Source organism: Pseudomonas sp. R2-60-08W (genome assembly GCF_003852335.1).
GTDB lineage: Bacteria > Pseudomonadota > Gammaproteobacteria > Pseudomonadales > Pseudomonadaceae > Aquipseudomonas.
Genome location: NZ_CP027731.1, coordinates 1513419 through 1533791 on the forward strand (window position 1 = coordinate 1513419; position 20373 = coordinate 1533791).

25 protein-coding genes and 1 tRNA gene are annotated in these 20373 nt (G+C 60.1%); 13 read left to right on the plus strand and 13 right to left on the minus strand.

The genetic code is table 11. The features are described 5' to 3' along the window. Positions 1–62: 62 nt before the first annotated feature. The 5 genes from C4J90_RS06800 (at position 63) to C4J90_RS06820 (ending at position 5290) form a co-directional block, all read left to right on the plus strand. Positions 63–737, plus strand: a complete 675-nt coding sequence (locus C4J90_RS06800; protein WP_124361700.1) for an NAD-dependent epimerase/dehydratase family protein — start codon at positions 63–65, stop codon at positions 735–737. Further along, positions 737–1651, plus strand: coding sequence for a LysR family transcriptional regulator (locus C4J90_RS06805; protein ID WP_124419471.1), 915 nt, complete (start codon positions 737–739; stop codon positions 1649–1651). The genes C4J90_RS06800 and C4J90_RS06805 overlap by 1 nt, the downstream gene beginning before the upstream one ends. A 117-nt stretch (positions 1652–1768) precedes the next feature. After that, positions 1769–2962 carry a CaiB/BaiF CoA-transferase family protein gene (locus tag C4J90_RS06810; protein ID WP_124419472.1) on the plus strand — a complete coding sequence of 398 codons (1194 nt, stop codon included), beginning with the start codon at positions 1769–1771 and terminating at the stop codon, positions 2960–2962. Beyond that, complete coding sequence (locus C4J90_RS06815; RefSeq protein ID WP_124419473.1) at positions 2959–3900, plus strand: hydroxymethylglutaryl-CoA lyase; 942 nt, start codon at positions 2959–2961, stop codon at positions 3898–3900. Before C4J90_RS06810 ends, C4J90_RS06815 begins: the two co-directional genes overlap by 4 nt. 58 nt (positions 3901–3958) lie before the next feature. Then, positions 3959–5290, plus strand: a complete 1332-nt coding sequence (locus C4J90_RS06820) for an MFS transporter (protein ID WP_124361704.1) — start codon at positions 3959–3961, stop codon at positions 5288–5290. On the opposite strand, the gene C4J90_RS06825 is transcribed toward C4J90_RS06820, so the two are convergent. Continuing rightward, positions 5291–5779 (minus strand): DMT family transporter, encoded by a 489-nt coding sequence (locus tag C4J90_RS06825; RefSeq protein WP_124419474.1) that lies wholly within the window; start codon positions 5777–5779, stop codon positions 5291–5293. Between the two features lie 68 nt (positions 5780–5847). On the opposite strand from C4J90_RS06825, the gene C4J90_RS06830 reads away from it, so the two are divergent. Continuing rightward, positions 5848–6765, plus strand: a complete 918-nt coding sequence (locus tag C4J90_RS06830; RefSeq protein WP_124419475.1) for a LysR family transcriptional regulator — start codon at positions 5848–5850, stop codon at positions 6763–6765. Between the two features lie 7 nt (positions 6766–6772). Here C4J90_RS06830 and C4J90_RS06835 read toward each other — a convergent pair whose 3' ends face one another. Then, entirely contained in the window at positions 6773–7057 is a 285-nt protein-coding gene (locus C4J90_RS06835) for a type II toxin-antitoxin system RelE/ParE family toxin (protein WP_124361707.1), read from the minus strand. Beyond that, positions 7047–7286 carry a CopG family ribbon-helix-helix protein gene (locus C4J90_RS06840; RefSeq protein ID WP_124361708.1) on the minus strand — a complete coding sequence of 80 codons (240 nt, stop codon included), beginning with the start codon at positions 7284–7286 and terminating at the stop codon, positions 7047–7049. The genes C4J90_RS06835 and C4J90_RS06840 overlap by 11 nt, the downstream gene beginning before the upstream one ends. A 100-nt stretch (positions 7287–7386) precedes the next feature. Here C4J90_RS06840 and fos point away from each other — a divergent pair, with 100 nt between their 5' ends. The 3 genes from fos to C4J90_RS06855 all read left to right on the plus strand — a co-directional run bounded on the left by fos (position 7387) and on the right by C4J90_RS06855 (position 9140). Beyond that, positions 7387–7821 carry a fosfomycin resistance glutathione transferase gene (fos, locus tag C4J90_RS06845; RefSeq protein ID WP_124419476.1) on the plus strand — a complete coding sequence of 145 codons (435 nt, stop codon included), beginning with the start codon at positions 7387–7389 and terminating at the stop codon, positions 7819–7821. Between the two features lie 29 nt (positions 7822–7850). Next, positions 7851–8492, plus strand: coding sequence for a LysE family translocator (locus C4J90_RS06850; RefSeq protein WP_124361710.1), 642 nt, complete (start codon positions 7851–7853; stop codon positions 8490–8492). Positions 8493–8612: 120 nt separating this feature from the next. After that, positions 8613–9140, plus strand: a complete 528-nt coding sequence (locus tag C4J90_RS06855) for a DUF4142 domain-containing protein (RefSeq protein WP_124361711.1) — start codon at positions 8613–8615, stop codon at positions 9138–9140. Between the two features lie 54 nt (positions 9141–9194). Here the strand turns inward: C4J90_RS06855 and C4J90_RS06860 are convergent, their stop codons facing one another. Further along, positions 9195–9620, minus strand: a complete 426-nt coding sequence (locus C4J90_RS06860) for a low affinity iron permease family protein (protein ID WP_124361712.1) — start codon at positions 9618–9620, stop codon at positions 9195–9197. A 218-nt stretch (positions 9621–9838) separates the two neighbouring features. On the opposite strand from C4J90_RS06860, the gene C4J90_RS06865 reads away from it, so the two are divergent. After that, on the plus strand, positions 9839–10579 hold the full coding sequence (locus C4J90_RS06865) for a GNAT family N-acetyltransferase (RefSeq protein ID WP_305955585.1): 741 nt from the start codon (positions 9839–9841) through the stop codon (positions 10577–10579). Here C4J90_RS06865 and C4J90_RS06870 read toward each other — a convergent pair whose 3' ends face one another. From C4J90_RS06870 to C4J90_RS06890, 5 genes are all read right to left on the minus strand, one after another. Next, complete coding sequence (locus C4J90_RS06870) at positions 10580–11080, minus strand: methylated-DNA--[protein]-cysteine S-methyltransferase (RefSeq protein WP_124419478.1); 501 nt, start codon at positions 11078–11080, stop codon at positions 10580–10582. Positions 11081–11287: 207 nt separating this feature from the next. Beyond that, a tRNA-Gly gene (locus tag C4J90_RS06875) sits at positions 11288–11361 on the minus strand. Positions 11362–11495: 134 nt separating this feature from the next. Then, on the minus strand, positions 11496–12380 hold the full coding sequence (locus tag C4J90_RS06880) for an alpha/beta fold hydrolase (RefSeq protein WP_124414082.1): 885 nt from the start codon (positions 12378–12380) through the stop codon (positions 11496–11498). Between the two features lie 302 nt (positions 12381–12682). Continuing rightward, positions 12683–13375, minus strand: coding sequence for a pseudouridine synthase (locus tag C4J90_RS06885; protein WP_124419479.1), 693 nt, complete (start codon positions 13373–13375; stop codon positions 12683–12685). After that, entirely contained in the window at positions 13365–13577 is a 213-nt protein-coding gene (locus tag C4J90_RS06890; RefSeq protein WP_124361717.1) for a cysteine-rich CWC family protein, read from the minus strand. The genes C4J90_RS06885 and C4J90_RS06890 overlap by 11 nt, the downstream gene beginning before the upstream one ends. Positions 13578–13870: 293 nt before the next feature. Between C4J90_RS06890 and C4J90_RS27010 the strand changes: the two genes are divergently transcribed. Continuing rightward, complete coding sequence (locus C4J90_RS27010; protein ID WP_124361718.1) at positions 13871–14224, plus strand: hypothetical protein; 354 nt, start codon at positions 13871–13873, stop codon at positions 14222–14224. A gap of 145 nt (positions 14225–14369) precedes the next feature. Continuing rightward, positions 14370–14804, plus strand: a complete 435-nt coding sequence (locus C4J90_RS06900) for a DUF3757 domain-containing protein (RefSeq protein ID WP_124361719.1) — start codon at positions 14370–14372, stop codon at positions 14802–14804. A 4-nt stretch (positions 14805–14808) separates the two neighbouring features. On the opposite strand, the gene C4J90_RS06905 is transcribed toward C4J90_RS06900, so the two are convergent. Beyond that, positions 14809–15921: an enoyl-CoA hydratase/isomerase family protein gene (locus C4J90_RS06905; RefSeq protein WP_124419480.1), complete on the minus strand. Its 1113-nt coding sequence runs from the start codon at positions 15919–15921 to the stop codon at positions 14809–14811. Positions 15922–16057: 136 nt separating this feature from the next. Here C4J90_RS06905 and ung point away from each other — a divergent pair, with 136 nt between their 5' ends. Continuing rightward, positions 16058–16750: a uracil-DNA glycosylase gene (gene ung / locus C4J90_RS06910; protein WP_124419481.1), complete on the plus strand. Its 693-nt coding sequence runs from the start codon at positions 16058–16060 to the stop codon at positions 16748–16750. 11 nt (positions 16751–16761) lie between these two features. On the opposite strand, the gene C4J90_RS06915 is transcribed toward ung, so the two are convergent. The 3 genes from C4J90_RS06915 to C4J90_RS06925 form a co-directional block, all read right to left on the minus strand. Next, a complete protein-coding gene (locus C4J90_RS06915) occupies positions 16762–17694 on the minus strand; it encodes a YncE family protein (RefSeq protein ID WP_164488009.1) in 933 nt (310 codons plus the stop codon). Between the two features lie 142 nt (positions 17695–17836). Continuing rightward, positions 17837–18865 carry an AbrB family transcriptional regulator gene (locus C4J90_RS06920; protein ID WP_124414086.1) on the minus strand — a complete coding sequence of 343 codons (1029 nt, stop codon included), beginning with the start codon at positions 18863–18865 and terminating at the stop codon, positions 17837–17839. After that, positions 18858–20372: a tripartite tricarboxylate transporter permease gene (locus tag C4J90_RS06925; protein ID WP_124414087.1), complete on the minus strand. Its 1515-nt coding sequence runs from the start codon at positions 20370–20372 to the stop codon at positions 18858–18860. Before C4J90_RS06925 ends, C4J90_RS06920 begins: the two co-directional genes overlap by 8 nt. Between the last annotated feature and the right edge of the window lies 1 nt (position 20373).

The window sequence follows — 20373 nt, forward strand, 5'->3', positions numbered from 1 at the left end:
AGCTAAAGGTTGAACGCGTTCAACTTGAGCTTGAAGCTTGCGGCTTGCCGCTGAGGTCCCCCATGAGAGTTCTATTATTCGGCGCCACCGGCATGGTCGGTCAGGGCGTACTGCGCGAGTGCCTGCTGGCGCCTGACGTGCAGGAAGTCGTTGCCGTCGGCCGCACGTCGTTGACCCAGGAGCACGGCAAACTGCATCAGGTGTTGCACAGCGACATGCTGGATTTCCAACCCTTGGAAAACCTGCTGCAAGGCTTTGATGCGTGTTTCTTCTGCCTGGGCGTTTCCTCGGCGGGCATGAATGAAATCAACTACACCCACCTCACTTATGACCTGACTTTAGTCGCCGCCAGCACCCTGGCGCGGCTCAATCCGCAGATGACGTTTATCTATGTCTCCGGCGCCGGCACTGACAGTTCCGAGACGGGCAAGTCGATGTGGGCGCGGGTCAAGGGCAAGACCGAGAACGCCTTGCTGCGCTTGCCGTTCAGGGCGGTCTATCTATTCCGGCCGGGGATCATCCAGCCGTTGCACGGTGTGCGTTCGAAGACGCCGCTGTACCAGGCGTTCTATAGCGTGCTCGGGCCGTTGCTCTCTTTTGTACGTCGGATAAAGCCGAGCTGGGTCGTCAGCACCGAGACCGTCGGCCGTGCGATGTTGCAGGCGGTGAGCCATGGCGCGCCGCAGCCTGTGGTGGAGCAGGCCGAGATCAATCGCTTGGCGGCCGAGCGTCGCTGATGCTGCACAAAAGCCTGGTGCGCCGCCTCGACTTGATCACCCTGCAACTGTTTGTCGCGGTGTTCGAGGAGGGCACCTTGACCCGTGCCGCCGCCCGTGAGGCTATCGCGGTGTCGGCAGCCAGCAAGCGCTTGATGGAGCTGGAGCAAGTGCTCGGCGTCAGCCTGTTTGTGCGCCGCGCCAAGGGTATGGCACTGACGGCGGCCGGCGAAACCCTGCTGCACCATGCGCGGCAGATGCTGTTCAATGTCGAGAAAATGGGCCTGGAACTGAGTGAACACAGCCATGGCGTGCGCGGCTATGTGCGGATGTTGGCCAACCTCTCGGCCATCATTCAGTTTCTTCCCGAAGACTTGCGCGACTTTTGCGCGTCGCACCCGCAAATACAAACCGACCTTGAGGAACGCCCCAGCAACGGCGTGGTGCAAGGCGTGCTGGACGGTGTGGCAGACCTGGGCATCTGCTCCAGTGATACCGACACCAAAGGTTTGCCTAGCGTGACCTATCGCCATGACAAACTGGTGGTGCTGATGCCTGTCGGACACCCGCTGGCATCACGTGAGGCGCTGGCTTTCAGTGAGACCCTGGGCAGCGATTATGTCGGCCTGCACGCCGCCAGCTCGATCAATATGCGCACCCATGCCGCCGCGCGCGAGGCCGGCCAGATGCTGCGCCTGCGTATTCACGTGCCGGGGTTCGATGCGATGTGCCGGATGGTCCAGGCGAATATGGGCATCGGCATCCTGCCGCAAAAAGCCTATGAATTGTTCGGCCGTACGCTGGGTTTGCATGCGGTGCCGCTGACAGATGCCTGGTCGAACCGCAGCCTGATCCTGGTGGTGCGCGATGAGGCGCAGTTGTCGCCGGTCAGCCGGTTGCTCTTTGATTACCTGAGTAGCGCGGCGGATTCCTAGAGATAATGCTTTGTTCGTTCGCGTTTCGCGAACGCTCCTTGCCAACTGACGGTTGGATTTCTTCTACGGCTGTCCTCTAGCCTTGGCGACACATTCCAAGAACAAGAGGTACACCCGATGACGGCTCCCCTGAACGGTATCAAGGTGATCGAGATCGGCACCCTGATTGCCGCGCCGTTCGCGGCGCGGATATTGGCCGAGTTTGGTGCCGAGGTGATCAAGATCGAAGCCATGGGGCAGGGCGATCCGCTTCGCAAATGGCGAAAGCTGCACGAAGGCACGTCGCTGTGGTGGTACCTGCAGTCGCGCAACAAGCAGTCTCTGGCCCTGGATCTCAAGTCGGCAGAGGGCTTGAGCCTGATCAAGCAACTGCTCGGCGATGCCGACGTGCTGATCGAAAACCTGCGCCCCGGTGGCCTGGAAAAACTCGGCCTGGGGTGGGACGTGTTGCATGCCCTCAACCCCAAGCTGACCCTGGTGCGCATCTCCGGCTATGGCCAGACCGGGCCCTATCGCGACCGCCCGGGTTTCGGTGCGATCGGCGAGGCCATGGGCGGCATTCGCTACACCACCGGCAACCCGGATTCGCCACCGGCGCGGGTCGGCGTGAGCCTGGGGGATTCGCTTGCGTCGTTGCACGGTGTGATCGGCGCGCTGATGTCGCTGCTGCGGGTCAAGACCGGCCAGGGTGACGGGCAAATCGTCGACGTGTCCCTGGCGGAAAGCGTGTTCAACCTGATGGAAAGCCTGGTGCCCGAATACGACATGCTCGGCCATGTACGTGAGCGCAGCGGCGGTGCTTTGCCCGGTATCGCGCCGTCCAATACCTACCTGACCGCCGACGGCGCCTACGTGGTGATCGCCGGCAACAGCGACCCGATCTACAAGCGCCTGATGACCGCCATCGGCCGCGCCGACCTGGCCGCTGCGCCTGAGTTCGCCCACAACGATGGCCGTGCGGTACAGAGTGGTTTGCTCGACGCGGCAATCACCCACTGGACCAGCAGCCTGCCCATCGAGCAGGTGCTCAGCGCCCTGGAGGCCGCTGAAGTGCCGGCCGGGCGCATCTACTCTGTGGCGGACATTGTCAGCGACCCGCACTACCAGGCGCGGGATATGTTGCTCGATGCCGATTTGCCCGGTGGTGTGTCGGTAAAGATGCCCGGCATCGTACCCAAACTCTCGGAAACGCCCGGCGCGGTGAACTGGCAAGGTCCTGCGCTGGGCCAGCACACCGATGACATCCTCGGCGGTCTGGGCCTGACAGGCGCCGAAATCCAACGTCTGAAAGCTTTGGGAGTGGTGCAGTGATCACTGATTATTCCGACTCGCTGATCGTGCAGGAAGTCTCCCCGCGCGACGGGCTGCAGATCGAGCCGACATGGGTCGAAACCGCCGACAAGATCGCGCTGATCAACCAGCTTTCCCTCGCCGGTTTTTCGCGTATTGAAGCGGGTTCGTTCGTCTCGCCCAAGGCCATTCCGGCATTGCGTGACGGTGAGCAGGTATTCCAAGGTATCGAGCGCAAGCCCGGCGTGATCTACGTGGCGCTGATCCCCAATCTCAAAGGCGCCCAACGCGCCATCGAGTCCCGCGCCGATGAGTTGAACCTAGTGATGTCTGCCAGCCAGACCCACAACCTGGCGAACATGCGCATGCGCTGCGAGGCGTCCCTGGCAGCCTTCGGCGATATCGCAAGCTTTGCCGCCGACCACCCGGTGCGCCTCAACGGCAGCGTCGCCACCGCCTTCGGTTGCCCGTTCGAAGGCCGCATCGATGAAGACCGGGTGTTGCGGATTGTCGAGGCGTATCGAGAGTTGGGCATCCAGGGCATCACCCTGGCGGACACCACTGGCATGGCCAATCCGCGGCAGGTCGAACGCCTGGTCAAGCGCGTGTTGGCACATATACCCGCGTGCGACCTGACCCTGCATTTTCACAATACCCGCGGCCTGGGTTTATGCAATGTGCTGGCCGCTTACGAAGCCGGGGCCCGACGTTTCGACGCGGCGCTGGGCGGCCTGGGTGGTTGCCCGTTTGCACCGGGTGCGTCGGGCAATATCTGCACCGAAGACCTGGTCAACCTGTGCGAAGAGGTAGGCATTCACACCGGTATCGACCTGCCGCACTTGCTGCACATGTCGCGGCGCCTGCCAGCGTTGCTGGGCCATGAACTGCCCGGCCAGGTGGCCAAGGCCGGGCGCAACAGCGACCTGCACCCAACGCCTGAATACATCGCCGGTTTGTAATTTCGCACCAGACAACAAAAACAATCGGACGCCTCTGAGCAGTCCGCTGGAGAGACACATGAGCACTAATACGTTAGAGGCCGGCGCGCGCCCGGCCGCTGAGATCGACGCGGAAAAAGCCCTGGTCAGCAAGGTCGCCTGGCGGCTGATGCCGCTGATCATGGTCTGCTATCTGTTTGCGTTTTTTGACCGCATCAACATCAGCTTCGCCAAGTTCCAGTTACAAGCCGATCTGAGCCTGAGTGACACCGCCTACGGGCTGGGCGCAGGGTTATTTGTGGTGGGTTATGTCATCTTCGAAGTGCCCAGCAACATGATGCTGTACAAGGTCGGCGCGCGGCGCTGGATTGCGCGGATCATGATGTCCTGGGGCCTGGCCACGGCGGCCATGGTGTTTGTCACAGCCGAGTGGCAGTTCTATGGTTTGCGCTTCATCATCGGCGCGATGGAAGCCGGGTTTGCGCCGGGGGTGTTGTATTACCTGACGCTATGGTTCCCGCAACACTTTCGGGGGCGCATCACGTCGATGCTGTTCCTGGCGTCGGCGTTTGCAGGCCTGGTGGGCGCACCGTTCTCCGGGCTGGTGCTGGAACATCTCGACGGCGTGCTGCATATGCGCGGCTGGCATTGGTTGTTCCTGCTCGGTGGCTTGCCGTGCATCGGCCTGGGCTTGCTGGTGTTAATGCTGCTCAAGGATCGTATTGAAGACGCCCATTGGCTGACGTCGGCGGAGAAGGTTTTGCTGTCGAGCCGGATCGCCAAACATGAGCCCAATCAACATGGCGGTTCGCTGTGGTCGGCGATCCGTATTCCTGGTTTTCTGATGCTCGGCTTCATCTACTTTCTGATCCAGGTGGCGTCCTACGGCCTGAACTTCTGGGCCCCGCAATTGATCCGCAGCGCCGGCACGCAGAGCCCGGTGATGATTGGTCTGCTCACTGCGATTCCTTATATATGCGGGGCGATCAGCATGGTGGTGATCGGACGTCTATCGGATGCGACCGGTGAGCGCCGCAAGTTTGTCTGCGGGCTGGTGGTCCTGGGCGCGGTGGGCTTCTTCAGTGCCGGCATCTTCGCTGACCACACCACCTTCTTGATCATCGCCTTGGGCATGCTCGGCGCGGGCATCATCGCCTCGATCCCGACCTTCTGGACCCTGCCGCCCAAACTGCTCGCCGGTGCTGGCGCGGGTGCGGCGGGTGGGATTGCGGTGATCAATACCCTCGGCCAGTTCGGCGGCATCGTCAGCCCGGTGATGGTGGGACGCATCAAGGACCTTACCGGCAGCACCACACCGGCGCTTTATGTGATCGGCGTGTGTGCGTTGCTGGCGGCCGCGTTACTGCTGTGGGGGTTGCCACACAAGTTGCGCACATTGGATAAAGGCTGATCAGCCAGTCGTTGCCAATGCGCGGGCCGGCGTCGCGCTGAACTGAATCAGTGCGACGCCGCCGATCAACAGCAATGCCCCCACCACGCGGGGCGTTGTGAGTTGGCGCTCCACCAGGCCGAACAGGCCGAGATGGTCGAGCAGCAACGACGCGAGAGTCTGCCCGGCCATCGCCAGGGCAACGAAGCCTGATGCGCCCAGCGTGGGCATCAGCACCAATGCCAGCGAGATAAAGCACACCCCGAACGCGCCACCGGCCCACATCCACAGCGGCGCCTGGGTGATAAAGGCCAGGCTCGGCAAGGGCAGCCGTAGGGCGATGATCACCGGCAGCAACACAATGATGCTCACCAACAGCGAAGCCAGCGTCGCCCACAACGGGTGACCGAGGCCGCGACCCAGGTTGGCGTTGATCGCACTTTGAAACGGCACCACGGCACCAGCGATCACCGCCAGCAGCAATAAACCCAGCCAATGCAATGTCGTCATGTCGAATCTCCCAGAGGTTTTGCTGGACTCTAAGTTATTCATCGCGCAAATTTAAATTCCAAGTTCTTATGGCGGGTATGCAGCTGATGAATGATCTAAGGCGCATCGACCTCAACCTGTTGGTGATCCTCGACGTGTTGCTCAGCGAGCAACACGTCACCCGCGCCGCCGAACGCCTGCACCTGAGCCAACCGGCGGTCAGCCACGCGCTGGCGCGCTTGCGTGACCTGCTGGGCGACCCGTTGCTGGTGCGTCAGGGCGGCTCATTGATACCAACGGCGCGTGCGCTGGAGTTGGCTACGCCGTTGGCGGAGGCGCTGGCCCAGGTGCAAGCGCTGCTGGCGCCGAACCGCTTTGACCCGGCGTCGGCCAAACGCCGCTTTCGCGTGGCAATGTCGGACTACAGTGCAGCGATTTTCCTGCCGGGATTGGTGCGTTTGTTGCGCCGTGAAGCGCCGGGAATCGACCTGCAAATCATCCAGGCCAGCCGCGAAGGCATGGTCGACGGCGTGCTCAATGGTGATCTCGACCTGGCCGCCGGGGTTTTCCCTGACATGCCTGCCGAACTGCGGACTACGCCCTTATTCGAAGAGCATTACACCTGCCTGGTCGACCGCGACAGCTTGCCGGCAACGGGTGTGCTGGACCTGCCTACCTACCTGTCACGCCCCCATGTCTTGCTGGAAATGCGCGGCAGCGGCACGCCGGAAATCGAGCGTGCGCTGACCGCGATTCGTCAGCGCCGGCATGTGGCCGTCAGCCTGCCGCACTGGGGCGTGGCGCCGCAGTTGATTCAGGGCACAGACCTGATCCTGACCGTCTCCTCCCGAGGCCTGTTGAATATCGATCATGCGCATCTGATCGCCGTGCCGCCGCCGTTTCGTATTCCTTCGTTTGCATTTGAGCTGGCATGGCATGCGCGACGGGGTGGGGATGCGGGGTTGCAGTGGTTGAGTGGGCGGGTGCAGGGTGTGCTAAAGGGCTGATCAGCCGCTACCAGGAGGTCGGTGGTTGGCGGCGGGTATGAAAAATTCGCATCACCTGTAGTCGCCCTTCACGAATACGGTAAGGGACAATGTAGGGCCACCGGGGCACCACCCATTCACGCGTCCCTGGGACGCGCCCGGTTTTTCCCAGCGCGGGAAATTGCGCAATGTGTTCAAGCCCGGCCAAAATCGCCTGGACGAACTCGTAGGCGGCTTTGGGGTTTTCTTCAGCAATAAAGGCCGCTTCATCATCCAGGTTTCTGAGGGCTGTCCTCAGCCACTCAACCTGCATTGTTGCGCCATTTGTCAGCGACGGCTTTTACCTCGGCAGCCGTCGCGAAATCCCCCGCATCAGCTTCTTTCAGCGCCTTTTGAATCTCTTCGATTTGCCATGCTTCACGCGTCAAGTATTCACGTAGCGCGTCAACAGCGAGGAACGATTTGCTGCGACCGGTCGCTTTGGCCAGACTGGCAAGCGTATCGGCGACATCGTCCGGTATCCGCAGGGACATAACAGACATACGAACCTCAATGTAGTGATAGGTAGTGCAACATACTACAGCGTCATCTCATTGATCGATTGTCCCGTTCGTCAGAGGCATTCCGAACAAGGAAAAACTTATGTTATCCGGGCTGAATCACCTCACCCTGGCCGTCACCGATCTGCAGCGCAGCATCCGTTTCTACCATGAGCTCTTGCAGCTTCGGCTTGACGCCACTTGGGATAACGGCGCCTACCTTTCGTTGCCTGGGCTGTGGTTATGTTTGTCGCTGGACCCGTTACGTAACCCGATCCCGGCCGCCGATTACACGCATTACGCGTTGACCGTCGAAGCGCACGATTTCATTCCCCTGGTCGCACGCTTGCGAGCCGCTGGCGTGGGGGAGTGGCGCGACAATCGCAGTGAAGGCGCCTCGTTCTATTTTCTCGACCCCGATGGTCACAAGCTCGAAGCCCATGTCGGCGATCTCGCCTCGCGGTTGCAAGCCTGTCGCGCCAAGCCTTATGCCGGAATGAAGTTTTACCCCCTGCCCGAGAACGTGCAGAATCCCTGAACCTTTCAACTGCTATCAGAGCCACGCCCATGACCCCATCTTTGTTGCTCGCGGTCCTTGCGTCCGGGTTTATCTACGGTATTACGCCCGGTCCCGGCGTGTTGGCCGTGTTCGGTATCGGCGCCGCCCGTGGCCGGCGTGCCGGGGCAGGCTTTTTGGCTGGGCATTTGCTTGGCGACGTGGTGTGGTGCAGCACCGCATTGATTGCGATTGTGGGCGCTCGGGAAGTCGGCAGCAGTGCGTTTGATGCACTGGGCGTGCTCAGCGGGCTGTATCTGTTCTGGCTCGGCTGGCGTGCGATTCGCACCCAGCGGCGTAGCAGCGAGGCCCCTCAGGGAGCGGCGCGGCATCCGTTCTGGCACGGGATTCTGTTCGGCCTGACCAACCCCAAGGCGTACCCGGTGGCTGTTGCGACATTCACTGCATTGCTCTCCAGTCGTGCCGAATTGCTGACGTGGTCGATGCTGCCATGGCTGATTGTCCTGAGCTTCATCGGGGGCCTGTTGGCCTATGCGATCCTGATCGGCGTGGTCGGTGCCCAACGTGTGCGCACGCTGTATCAGCGTCATGAAATCCTTATCACGAGACTGTGCGGCGTGATGTTTATCGGGTTCGCCATCAACGCGTTGGCGCATGCGTTGCCGGGTCTGTTTGCCAGCAAGCCCGCCTGACTCAACAACGACCGTTCGTCGCACTGGAAAGTTTTTTCTAAACCTTTGCCGTGAGCAAAATTCGAATCCAGGGCGAGGCGCTGTTTCCTCGCACCTATTTTTGCCCTGGAGGAACCCATCATGAGCCGCATGGCTATCCGGTTACGCACCGCCAGTTTCGCGATGCTGCTGGGCCTCGGCGCCAGCAATGCTTTCGCCCAGTCACCTGCCGAATTCATCGAGCAGGCTTCGGCCAAAGGCATGGCCGATATCGAAACCAGTCGCATGGCCCACGCCAGAACCTCGTCCCAGGAGATCAAGGATTACACCATCGAGGTGATCAATGAGCGCACCCTGGCCAACCAGCATCTGGCGGCTATCGCCAAAAAGCTCGACTTGCCGGTAGCCCCACGTGAGAAGATCGTCGACAAGGCCGAAACCCTGATGCCCGAACTCAAGGACGGCGACTCCTTCGACGCCGCCTACACCGCGCAGCAGGTCAAGGAAACCGAAGACGCCATCGCCCTGTTCAAGCAGGAAGGCGCAGCGTCGCAGGTGCCAGAGATAAAAGCGTTGGTGGATGAGACGCTGCCCAAGCTGCAGGAGCGTCTGGAAAAGGCCCGCGCCCTGGCCTCGACCTACGGCAAGGGGCACCAAGGCGACGGTTGAAGCTCCCTTTGAAAATAAAAACGGCGGTTGGATCATCTCCAACCGCCGTTTTTTTCAGGCCTGGTTCAAATTTGTTTTCGGTGCCGCCGCGTCGTCGGCGGCAGGGCCGCAGCTGCTGTTGAGGTTCAAGCTGCCGGCTTTGCCGATATCGCGATATTCCTGGCGTAGCTTTTCAAGCTCCTTACGGTCCAGACCGTCCAGGCTCAGCACCGCGTTCTGCGCATCCTTGGACACACGCAACAGCTCGTCGATCTTGATATGCAGGATGTCATTGTCGCGGTTCTGTGTGTTCTGGATCAGGAACACCATCAGGAACGTGATGATGGTGGTCGAGGTGTTGATGATCAATTGCCAGGTGTCGTTGTAATGAAAGTATGGCCCGCTCAGGCTCCACGCCAGGATCAGCGCCACCGCCGTGTAGAACGTCCGGGGGCTGCCGGCCCAGCGCGACAGGGTTTGGGAGACTGCAGAGAAGTTCATGACCGTTTTCCTCAAAAAGGGTGATGAAACTACTGACAGCAGTCGCTCGCTGAAATTTCTTTTTACAACTTAACAGGCGGACAAAAGTAGAGGTTTTTCTGCCGAGCTTTTAGGAGCGGGCCTACGGCGCGGTGAAACCGTGAGCACAAGACTGGGTTTTTGCCTGGTTATTGCTTATGCACGCTAAAAACGCCCATGACCTATTCGCACGCTATGACTTGACCGAAGCGCATTTTTTTGCGGCAACCTGCGCGATGTATTGTCGGCATAGCGCCGGTATCAGCACCTACTTTGCTGAGGAACATTGCGCGCCGTGGAATATGTTGTTTATTCGTCTGGGCGCCGACCCGCTGTGCGAAGCGACGGAGTTACCCCTGGAACTGATCCGCCGTACCTTGATCCCCATTCGTATCGTGATTCCTCAGGAACAGGTCGATGGCTTGCGCGACGTGCTCGCGCAGCTCGGCTTTCAGCCGGCTGAAGAGACCACGGCGATGGTCCTGTCATTGGCGCGCCTTGCGCCATTGATAAACGAGGAAGGTGTGCAGATCAGTCTGACTCGGAACCTGAACGAATGGGCGACTCCGCTCGACAGTGCATTCCTGATAGCGCCCAAGGCGGTCGCGCATTACCAGGCTCGCCACCAGCGATCCCTGGACGTCGGTGAAGCCCTATATCACTTCACATTGTCTGTGGAGGGGCAGGTGAGCTGTTCGTTGACCTTGTCGTTATGTGAGGGGGAGGCCCGGCTGAGTGATGTCGGCACGCGGGTCGGCTTTCGTGGAAGAGGCTACGCCACTCGATTGATTCAAGCGGCTCTGCTTCACGCCTCGGGCCTGGGGGCTCGCCGGTGTTTTCTCGAGGCCTCGACGGCCGCCGTTGCACTGTATGGAAAGCTCGGTTTCCAACGCTTGTTCGATTGCGCGTCCTTTATTCGCGGGGCTGCCCCACAGCCATGATCAGAATGCCAGTTTCGCCTGGCCGCGATTCTCCAGCGTCAACAGATATTGCTTGGCCTCAAGCCCTCCCGCGAACCCGGTCAGCCCGCCCGAAGCACCCACCACTCGGTGACAGGGCGCAATGATCGAAATCGGATTACGCCCATTCGCCGCCCCGACTGCACGCACGGCTTTCGGGTTGCCGATCTGCTGGGCTATCTGGCTGTAGCTGCGCGTTTCGCCAAAAGGAATGGTCAGCAGGGCCTGCCAGACTTGTTTCTGAAAGTCGGTGCCGGCGAAGTCCAACTCCAGCTCGAACTGGCTGCGTGTTCCCGCGAAGTAGTCGTTTAGCTGGCGCTGGGCTTCCAATAGCACCAGGCTGTTGTTGGCCTCGATCAATTCACCCAGGCGTACGCGGTTGGCGCGCTCTGTTTGCCACAGGATGGCGCCAAGTTTGCCATGGCGCGCCACCAAGGTGAGTTCGCCGACAGGGGAGGGCATGAGTGTGTATTCACAGGGCATGGGTGGGCTCCTCGAAGGGATGCTGAAGCGTAAGGCGCCAGTGTAGGCCCATCAGGGTATTGGCAAACTACGTTTCTTGCGCTCGAATTCTTCGTAGAAGGCGAGCGTTATAGCCACCTGAACGTCAGCCAAAAAAAACCGGCCCCCAGGAGCCGGTTTTTTATGCATTTCGTGTCAGCGATGGCATGACATGAAAGCCAATTTGAGTGGAGCGGGTAGAGGGAATCGAACCCTCAACTAAAGCTTGGGAAGCTTTCGTTTTGCCACTAAACTATACCCGCTCAAAGCGGCTGACTTTGTACCAGATGTTCACCCGGATTTGAAGTTTTTCTTCGAAAAAATCGCATGTTGCGCGCGCACCGTACGCAGACAAGCGGCGCCACTGCAGGAACCCGCGCCTACAGTGGGCCTCATTTCAGACCGCAAATGCATGGTGCGTCTGACCCTGCTGATACCGTAACCGACCCACCGGCCGCTGCCCTTTCAAAAAGCCTACCACCGCCTCCCGGCTGTCCCGGCATGCCGCTTTATGCTCCATATCCAGGAAATGCCCCGTGGCCTGGACAGTGCTGAAGCTGCTGTGGGTTATGTGTTGCCCAAACAGCCTGGCATCCTGGGCACTGGTGTACTCGTCCCATTCGCCGTTCAGGAATAGCACCGGAATGTCGATCTGCCTGGCTGCGTTGAGGTAACACAAGCGGTCGCTGTAAAGCACTTGGCTGATGTGGAAGTGCATCTGCCCGTATTCATGCTCGGCCAGGCTGCTTACGTGCTTGTAGTTGAAGCGCTTGAACAGCGACGGCAGGTGCTTGCCGATGGTGCTGTTGACCAGATGGCCGACGCGGTCGCGGTCGAGGTTGCCGAGGTAGTCGACGCCGCGCTCAAGGTAGTCGCGCATGGGCGGGTTGATCACTGGGGAGAATGAGCTGATCACCGCCTTTTCAATGCGTCGCGGGCGTTGGGCGAGGGCGAACAGGGCGGCAGTACCGCCCCACGAGAACGAGAGCACGTGTTCGGCGGCGAAGCGCTCGATCAGCTCCAGCAGGATCTGGCCTTCGACTTCCTTCGTCAGCATCCGCTCGTGGCGGTTGTGGATTTTGGAACGGCCGGCGTAGGGCTGGTCGTACAGCACCACATTGAATTGGGGGTAAAGGCTTTTCACGGTTTGGGCGAAAGAGGCCGTGGTGGCCATCGAGCCGTTGACCAGAATGATGGTCTTTTCAGCGGCATCCGCGCGATAGAACTCCGTGTAAACCCGGTACTGACCCTGTATATCCAACACAGCGATTTCTGGCCTCATGTCGTAAGACTCCTGGCAAGCGGGTAGGGCGCGCAAATGACTTTGCACGAGCTTTATGACAGGTAGGCATACGCCTGGAGATGAGCGCCCTGTCGGTCCGATTGCGGATGGCCGACAGCGGTTGTCAGGGCGGGATGTTTGCCGGGACGGCCCGTCAATCCAGCACGGGCGGGGCAAGGTGTTTCTTGGAGGTTATAGGTGACTCGCCAGTCATATTTCAACGGGTGAACTTGATTCAAGCACAGACTCGGCAGGTCGCAAGCCGCCTGGCTGGTTTTTTGCCACCAGCGGCTGAACGGTCGTCAGACTTGTCGGATTTCATCGTCAGTCAGGGCTCGGTATTCCCCCGGCGCAAGGGACGGATCCAACTGCAGCGGGCCCATGCGCTCACGGTGCAGCGCGATCACCTTGTTATTGAAGTGCCCGAACATGCGTTTCACTTGGTGATAACGGCCTTCGATGATGCTCAAGCGCGCCGTGGTCGGTCCGAGTAATTCCAGCTCGGCGGGTTGGGTGGTGAGGTCTTCGAAAGCGAAGTACAGGCCCGCCTTGAATGTCACCGCGTATTCGGGACCGATTTCCTGCGCTGTTTCCACGCGGTACACCTTGGGCAACTTGGTCGTCGGTTGTGTCAGGCGCCGCGACCACTGGCCGTCGTTGGTGATCAACATCAGGCCGGTCGTGTTGTAATCCAGGCGCCCGGCAATATGCAGCGTGCCTTTGTCCGGCTCATTCAGCAGATCGAGCACGGTAGGGTGTTGCGGATCCGCCGTGGCACTCACGCACCCTTGGGGTTTGTGCAGCATGAAATAGCGCGCCGGTTTGCCCGCCTGCAGCACCTCACCATCAACGCACACCTGGCTGAACTCGCGTACCTCATGGTGGGGATTACTGACCGTTACACCCTCGACGCTGACGCGGCGTTCCACCAACAGCAGCCTTACTTGCCTGCGATTGAAGCGCGGCAGGTTGCTGAGGAACCGATCAACGCGCATCAGGGGTGCGCAACTGTTCATCCACTTGGGCGCAACGCGGGCACAGGCAGGCTTTATTGCGAAGTTCGTCAGGTAGCGCGAGGACTACCGCTGGGTCAATGGTGACATTGAAGCACCAGCACGCCTGGTCAACCGTGCGTGGGTCTGCCAGGGCGCAGTCGTTGACGGCTCCGCAGGCGGGGCAAAGCGTGGGTGTGGTCATGGCAGGGTCAGGCTGTATAGGCAGGTGTGCTGGGCCTTGCACAATACAGCTCGGACCCGCAGCAGGACAATGCCGTCATCGAGAGCGACATGGTATCTGCGTGAAAGTGACTGAAACGATATAGCTTGGGCTCCCGTTGGTTGCCCCTACAGGAGTTGCGTGTTGATGTATCAAGTTGTTACTGAAACGCACCAGATGTTGTTTTTGATGTCAGATATTGTGTCATTCGGCGCAAGCTGGATGCCGCTCTCCAGCGTCGCTGGAGGTGCTCTTCCGCGGTCCAGGAGGCCGCCATGTATCGACGACTGCTGCTCACTGCATTACTCGGCCTGACTTTGTCAGCTTGTGTGCCCTACTACGATGGAGGCGCCACTTACTATCGCTCCGAGGTGTATACCGCACCGGCGCCTGCCTATTATTACGGTGGCCCTCGCTATGACAGGGGCAGCTACTACGCGCCGGCTCCACGTTACTATCCGGCCCCGCGCTATTACTCGGCGCCGCGTTATTACCAACCCGCGCCACGTTATTATCCGAGGTCTGCCTACCGGGCGTATCCGAACCAGGGCTGGGGAGGAAATCGTTGGGGAAACGGCGGTCACGGACGGGGTGGTGAGCATGGCGGTGGGCGCGGTGGTCACCGCTGAAGAAAGGCTTTGAACGAAGCGGCGCATGATGCGCCGCTTTTTTTTGCCTGCCATTCGTCGGCACTGTCAGATTTAACAGCTATCTTTGAGGCTCAAGATCTAATTCACTGCGGGGAACGCTGTGTGCTTGTGAAGGAAAGCCTCTATGTTCAAACAACTGATGTGCGTGCTTTTACTAGTCGGCTGCGTCATGGGCCCGGCGGGGGCAAAGCAGTTTTGTCCGGATAAATCGATGATCCGAAACGTCAAAGGCTACTTTCAATACCAGCAGGATGGCGTGCTCTGGCAAGGTCCCAAGGTTGAGCCTAACGAATATATACATAGCTTTCTTGGCGCTTTATTCACGCCTGAAAAGGGCACTGACCGAAAAAACGGCTACGTGGAAAAGTGCGTTTATGAAAACCAGCGTGAAGAGCTGGTCGTTATGCGTCCTTGCATTTCGGGCGCTGCCAACACCATGTCGCTGACCGACAGCTTGCATTGGGAGCTCGGCAAGATTCCCTTCGATCAACAGGTTTACGTCTGCCGTGACAATCAACCCGATAATTGCGCATTCACGATAAATGACTCGCAACGATAGGCTGTCAATAATCGGATAAATCTGCCAGAGGATTCCTACCCTCCCAGGCTTTTTCAAAATGCGCCTGCACCACCGCCTCTGGAATTGTGTTGATATCCGGCCAGTGCCAGTGCGGCGCCTGGTCCTTATCGATCAACCGCGCCCTTACCCCTTCGGCGAATTCCGGATGACGGCAGCAGTTGAGACTCACCGTGTACTCCATCTGGAACACTTGGGCCAACGACAAATGCCGAGCCCGGCGGATTTGCTCCCACACCAGATGGGCGGTCAGCGGGCAGCCTTCGCTCAGCGTCTTGCCGGCGCGAGCCAGCAGCGGATCAGCGTGATCACGCAACTGGCTCAACGCGCGCCAGGCGCAGCGTATGTCACCCACATCCAGCCATTCGTCGATCTGCCCACGGCGCGGCAACCACTGCGCTTCGGGTTGCTCGTCGACGGCTTCCTGGGCGAGGGCCTTGAGCAGGCTGTTGAGCTGCATCGCGCTCTGTTCCTGCCAGTTCAGTTGCAGCAGGCCTTCGAGCAGTTCCTCTTGCTGGTCATCGCGCAGGAAACGGTCGGCCAGGCCCAGGTCCAAGGCATCGCGGCCATTGATATGGGCGCCGGTAAGGCCCAGGAACAACCCGAGTTTGCCGGGCAGGCGCGACAAGAACCTGCTGGCACCGACATCCGGGTAAAGGCCGATACTGATTTCCGGCATGGCCAGACGGCTGGTGGGCGTCACGACACGCACGGACGCGCTTTGCAGCAGCCCCATGCCGCCGCCCAGCACATAGCCGTGGCCCCAACAGATCAGCGGCTTGGGATAGGTGTGCAGGCGATAATCGAGGCGGTACTCCGCAGCGAAAAACTGCGCGGCCAGGGCGGGCACTTCGCCGGGTTGTTCGCGACAGGCCTGCGCCAGGCTGCGCACTTCGCCACCGGCGCAAAAGGCCTTGGGGCCATTGCCGCGCAGCAATACGCAGACGATGTTCGGGTCCTTGGCCCAGGCATCCAGGCGATCACCCAAGGCCAAAATCATCGGCAGGGACAGGGCGTTGAGGGTCTTTTCCGCGTCCAGGCTGGCGATGCCGATGCGGGCGCCGTCGCTGCCGGTCAGTTCTTCGAAGTGCAGGTTCATCGTGACCTCAATCGAGAAGGTGAAGGATGAGTATGATCCCTTCGTGGGAAAGCGCCGGTGGTGTGTCAGATCAATTGACAAGCGGGGTCGGCTTTCCTAGGGTTCGCCTCATTCTTTTTTACAAGACAATTCAACTATGACCGATGGCGACCGTATCAAACTCGAACCCAGCTGGAAACACGCCCTGCGCGATGAGTTCGAGAAGCCCTACATGGCCCAATTGCGCGAGTTCCTGCGCCAGGAATATGCGGCCGGCAAAGAGATCTACCCGCCCGGCCCGCTGATTTTCAATGCCCTCAACTCGACGCCGCTGGACAAGGTCAAGGTAGTGATCCTCGGCCAGGACCCGTACCACGGCCCCGGCCAGGCCCACGGCCTGTGCTTTTCGGTGCAACCGGGCGTGCCGGCGCCGCCGTCCCTGGTCAATATCTATAAAGAACTCAAGCGTGACCTGAACATCGACATCCCCAACCACGGCTACCTGCAAAGCTGGGCCGACCAGGGCGTGCTGATGCTCAACACCACCATGACTGTGGAACGCGCCAATGCCAATGCCCATGCGGGCAAGGGTTGGCAGTTCTTTACCGACCGGATCATCGAGGTGGTCAGCGAGCATCAGCCGCATCTGGTGTTTTTGTTGTGGGGCGCCCACGCCCAGAGCAAGCAAAAGCTGATCGATGCCACCAAGCACCTGGTGCTGACCTCGGTGCACCCGTCACCGTTGTCGGCGTATCGCGGATTTCTGGGCTGCGGGCATTTCAGTCGCACCAACAAGTTTCTTGAGCAGAATGGCGAGGCGCCGATCGAGTGGCGGTTGCCGCCTGTCTGACCCGTGCGTTGCTATAGCCTGACCATGCATATCGTTTGGTTTTGAATATCAGCGACATACAGATTGCGGCCATCCGGAGCCACCACAATACCTCGCAGACTGCCGAAACCTGCGATCGTGCCGACCATGCGTTCAAGCCGGGTGTCATAAATGCTGATGTGTCCTCTCTCAGTGATATAGGCCATCTCGCTGAGGGGGCTGAATGCTATGCCCCAGGGCTCGTTGAGGCCGCTGATGTACTTGCTGACTTCAGGAATCAAGGCGTCGCCGATAGTCAAGCGGCCCTCGTCGCGGTGAGTGATGTAAATGCGCGGATAGCGTGGGCTATGACCGATCGAGGTAGGACTGCCTGCGGCGATGGCGAGCTGCCTGACGATCGGCTCGGTTCCAAGGTTGACGATGCTCCAGCCCGCTAAATCCGACACAACGTAAGCGCGGGTGTCGTCATGGGGCGCCACTATCACTTCCTTAGCGTAACGCACAGATGTTTCGGTTACGCGTTGGTGGTCGCTGGTGTCAATGGTTACCAACTCTGAAGCCCCGTAATCAGCGACGTAGAGCCGGGTGCCGGTTGAGTTCAAAGCCATGCCATTAACCGTCGTAAACCCCGTGACTCTTGCGATGACGCTGTTACTCACGGTTTCGATAACGGTAATCGGGTTTCCCGATGCGGCGCTGTTGTCACTCACGTAAATGCGCGAACCTGCCGGGTTGATTGCCAGCCATATCGGGGAGCCGAGATTTTCTACCGTCTGTATGACGCTAAGTGGCTGGGTATCTAGAACGGTGAGGGATCCCGATGCTGTGGCGCTTGCCACATAAAGGCGTGTTCCTGCACGGTTCATTACCAGGCGATTGGGAGAGCCCGGCACTGCAATGGTTTGCACAATTTGTGCAGGTGTACCGGCATCGCCAGGGGGGCTTTGAATAGGTTCTTCCATCATGTGCACTCCCAGGGGTTCACAGGCTGCAGGTAGGAGCCCTGCCCCGGAATTCATGCGCTCTGTGGTTGAGAATGCCTAGCTGTGAGAAATGACAGTCCAGATGAACGGTCACAAAACCTGGCAAGCACTACAAGCTGCTTGTTCAAAGCTGACGATTCCAGTACCTGAACAACGGCTCCGCCAGGAACAGCACAAACAACAAACGCATCACCTGCATCGCTGTCACCAACGGCACCGACAATTGCAAGGTTTCAGCCGTAAGGCTCATCTCCGCAATACCGCCGGGCATCATGCCCAGGGTCAGGGAGCGCAGGTCCAAGTGAGTCACGGCGCTCAAGCCCACCGCCGCCAATGTCGCCAGTGCCATGGTCAAGGCGGTGCCGATCAACGTGCGACCCATAAAGGATGGAGCCCTGCGAAAGAACTGTCGGTTGAAGTGGCAGCCCAACCCGCTGCCGATCAACCACTGGCCAATCTGACTGCCACCGTCGGGCAAACCAATATGTAGGTCCCACACAACACTGGCAGTCGCACTCACCAGCAACGGGCCGAACAGCCAAGGGTTCGGCTGGTGCAAACGCTGCCAGCCCCAGGCCACCAGAGCCCCCATCGGAAACAGCAACGCCAGCCACAGCCAACTAACGGGTGCCGGATGAAACTGCGGCGCGCCACCGCCCAGCAAATACTTGAAGATCGCCGGCACGCACAGTACCACTACCAGCACGCGCAAACTCTGCCCCGCCGCAACCCGGCTGAGCACCGCACCATTGCGCGCGCCGAGGTTGACCATCTCCCCGGAGCCACCCGGCATGCTGGAGAAAAACGCGGTGGCGCGATCTTCGCCACTGCGGCGCATCAACCACACCCCGACCACGCTCGACAGGCTAGTGACCAATGCGCCGAAAAAAATCAGCCCGAAGTGGCTCATCACCTGTTCGATCACTACCGGCGTGAAGTGCAGGCCGATGCCGATGCCCACTACCCATTGGCCGCATTTGCGCCCGCCGGGAATTTCCGCCAATTGCCAGGGCGTGAGGCAGCGCACCAGGATGATCGCCAGCAACGAGCCGACCATATAGGGCAAAGGCCAGCCGACGAGGCTGGCCAGGTAACCGCCGGCCAGGCCGACCAGCGGTGTTCCCCACCATTGCTTGAAAGTGACCTCAGACATCGGCCACGGCACGACGCTGCAAGGCACGTTTGCGGTAGATGCGCACCAGCGGGAACATCAGCATCAGCGCGGTCAGTACCCAGACGCCGAAGGTGATCGGGCTCGACCACAGGATGTCCAGCGCACCGTTGGAGATCGACAGCGCGCGGCGCAGGTTCTGCTCCATCAGGCCGCCGAGGATAAAGCCCAGCAATACCGGCGACAGCGGAAAGTCGAGCTTGCGCAGGATGTAGCCGAAGATGCCGATACCGACCATCAGGAACAGGTCGAACGTGGTGGCATGCACCGCGTACACGCCAATTGCGGTGATGATGGCGATCACCGGCACCAGCGCCCAGTTCGGCACGGCGAGGATACGGGTGAAGATGCGGATCATCGGGATGTTGAGGATCACCAGCATGATGTTGGCGATAAACAACGAGGCGATCAGGCCCCAGACAATGTCCGGTTGCTGTTGGAACAGCAGCGGGCCGGGCGTGATGTTGTAAAGCGACAGGGCGCCGATCATCACGGCCGTGGTGCCCGAGCCGGGCACGCCCAGGGTCAGCATCGGCACCAGGGCGCCGCAGGCGGACGCGCCGATTGCGGTTTCCGGCGCGGCGAGGCCGCGCATGTCGCCCTGGCCGAATGTGCCGTTGGCGCCGGCCAGGCGTTTTTCGGTCATGTAGGCCACGGCAGACGCCAGGGTTGCACCGGCACCCGGCAACACGCCCATGATGAAACCGAGTAAGCCGCAGCGGATGTTAACCACGAAGACCGCACTGGCTTCCTTCAGGTTGAACATCATCCGTCCGGTGGCTTTGACCGCTTCCTGGCCACGGTGGGTTTTCTCCAGCAGCAGCAGGATCTCGCTGATGGAAAACAGGCCCAGCACCAACACCACGAACTGAATACCATCGGTGAGGTGGATGTTGTCGCCGGTAAAGCGGTACACGCCGCTGTTGGCATCGATGCCTACCGCCGAGAGGAACAGGCCGATCAGCGCCGCCACAAAGGTCTTCAACGGCTTGTCGCCGGCCATGCCGCCCAGGCACACAATCGCGAACACCATCAGTACGAAATATTCCGCCGGGCCGAAGGCAATCGCCCATTTGGCCAGCAGCGGGGCAAACAGCACCATGCCGCAGGTGGCGATAAAGGCACCGATGAACGAACTCCACGCCGACAACGACAGCGCTACGCCGGCCAGGCCTTTGCGGGCCATTGGGTAGCCGTCGAGGGTGGTCATCACGGTGGAGGCTTCGCCCGGAATATTGAGCAGGATTGAGCTGATACGGCCGCCGTATTCGCAGCCCAGGTACACCGCTGCGAGCAGGATCAACGCCGATTCGGGGGGCAGGCCCAGAGCAAATGCGATGGGGATCAACAACGCCACGCCATTGATCGGCCCCAGGCCCGGCAACAGGCCGACCACAGTGCCGATCAACGTGCCGCACAAGGCGGTCACCAGGTTGTACGGGCTCAGCGCGACGCCGAATCCCTGGCCCAAATAGCCAAAAGTATCCATA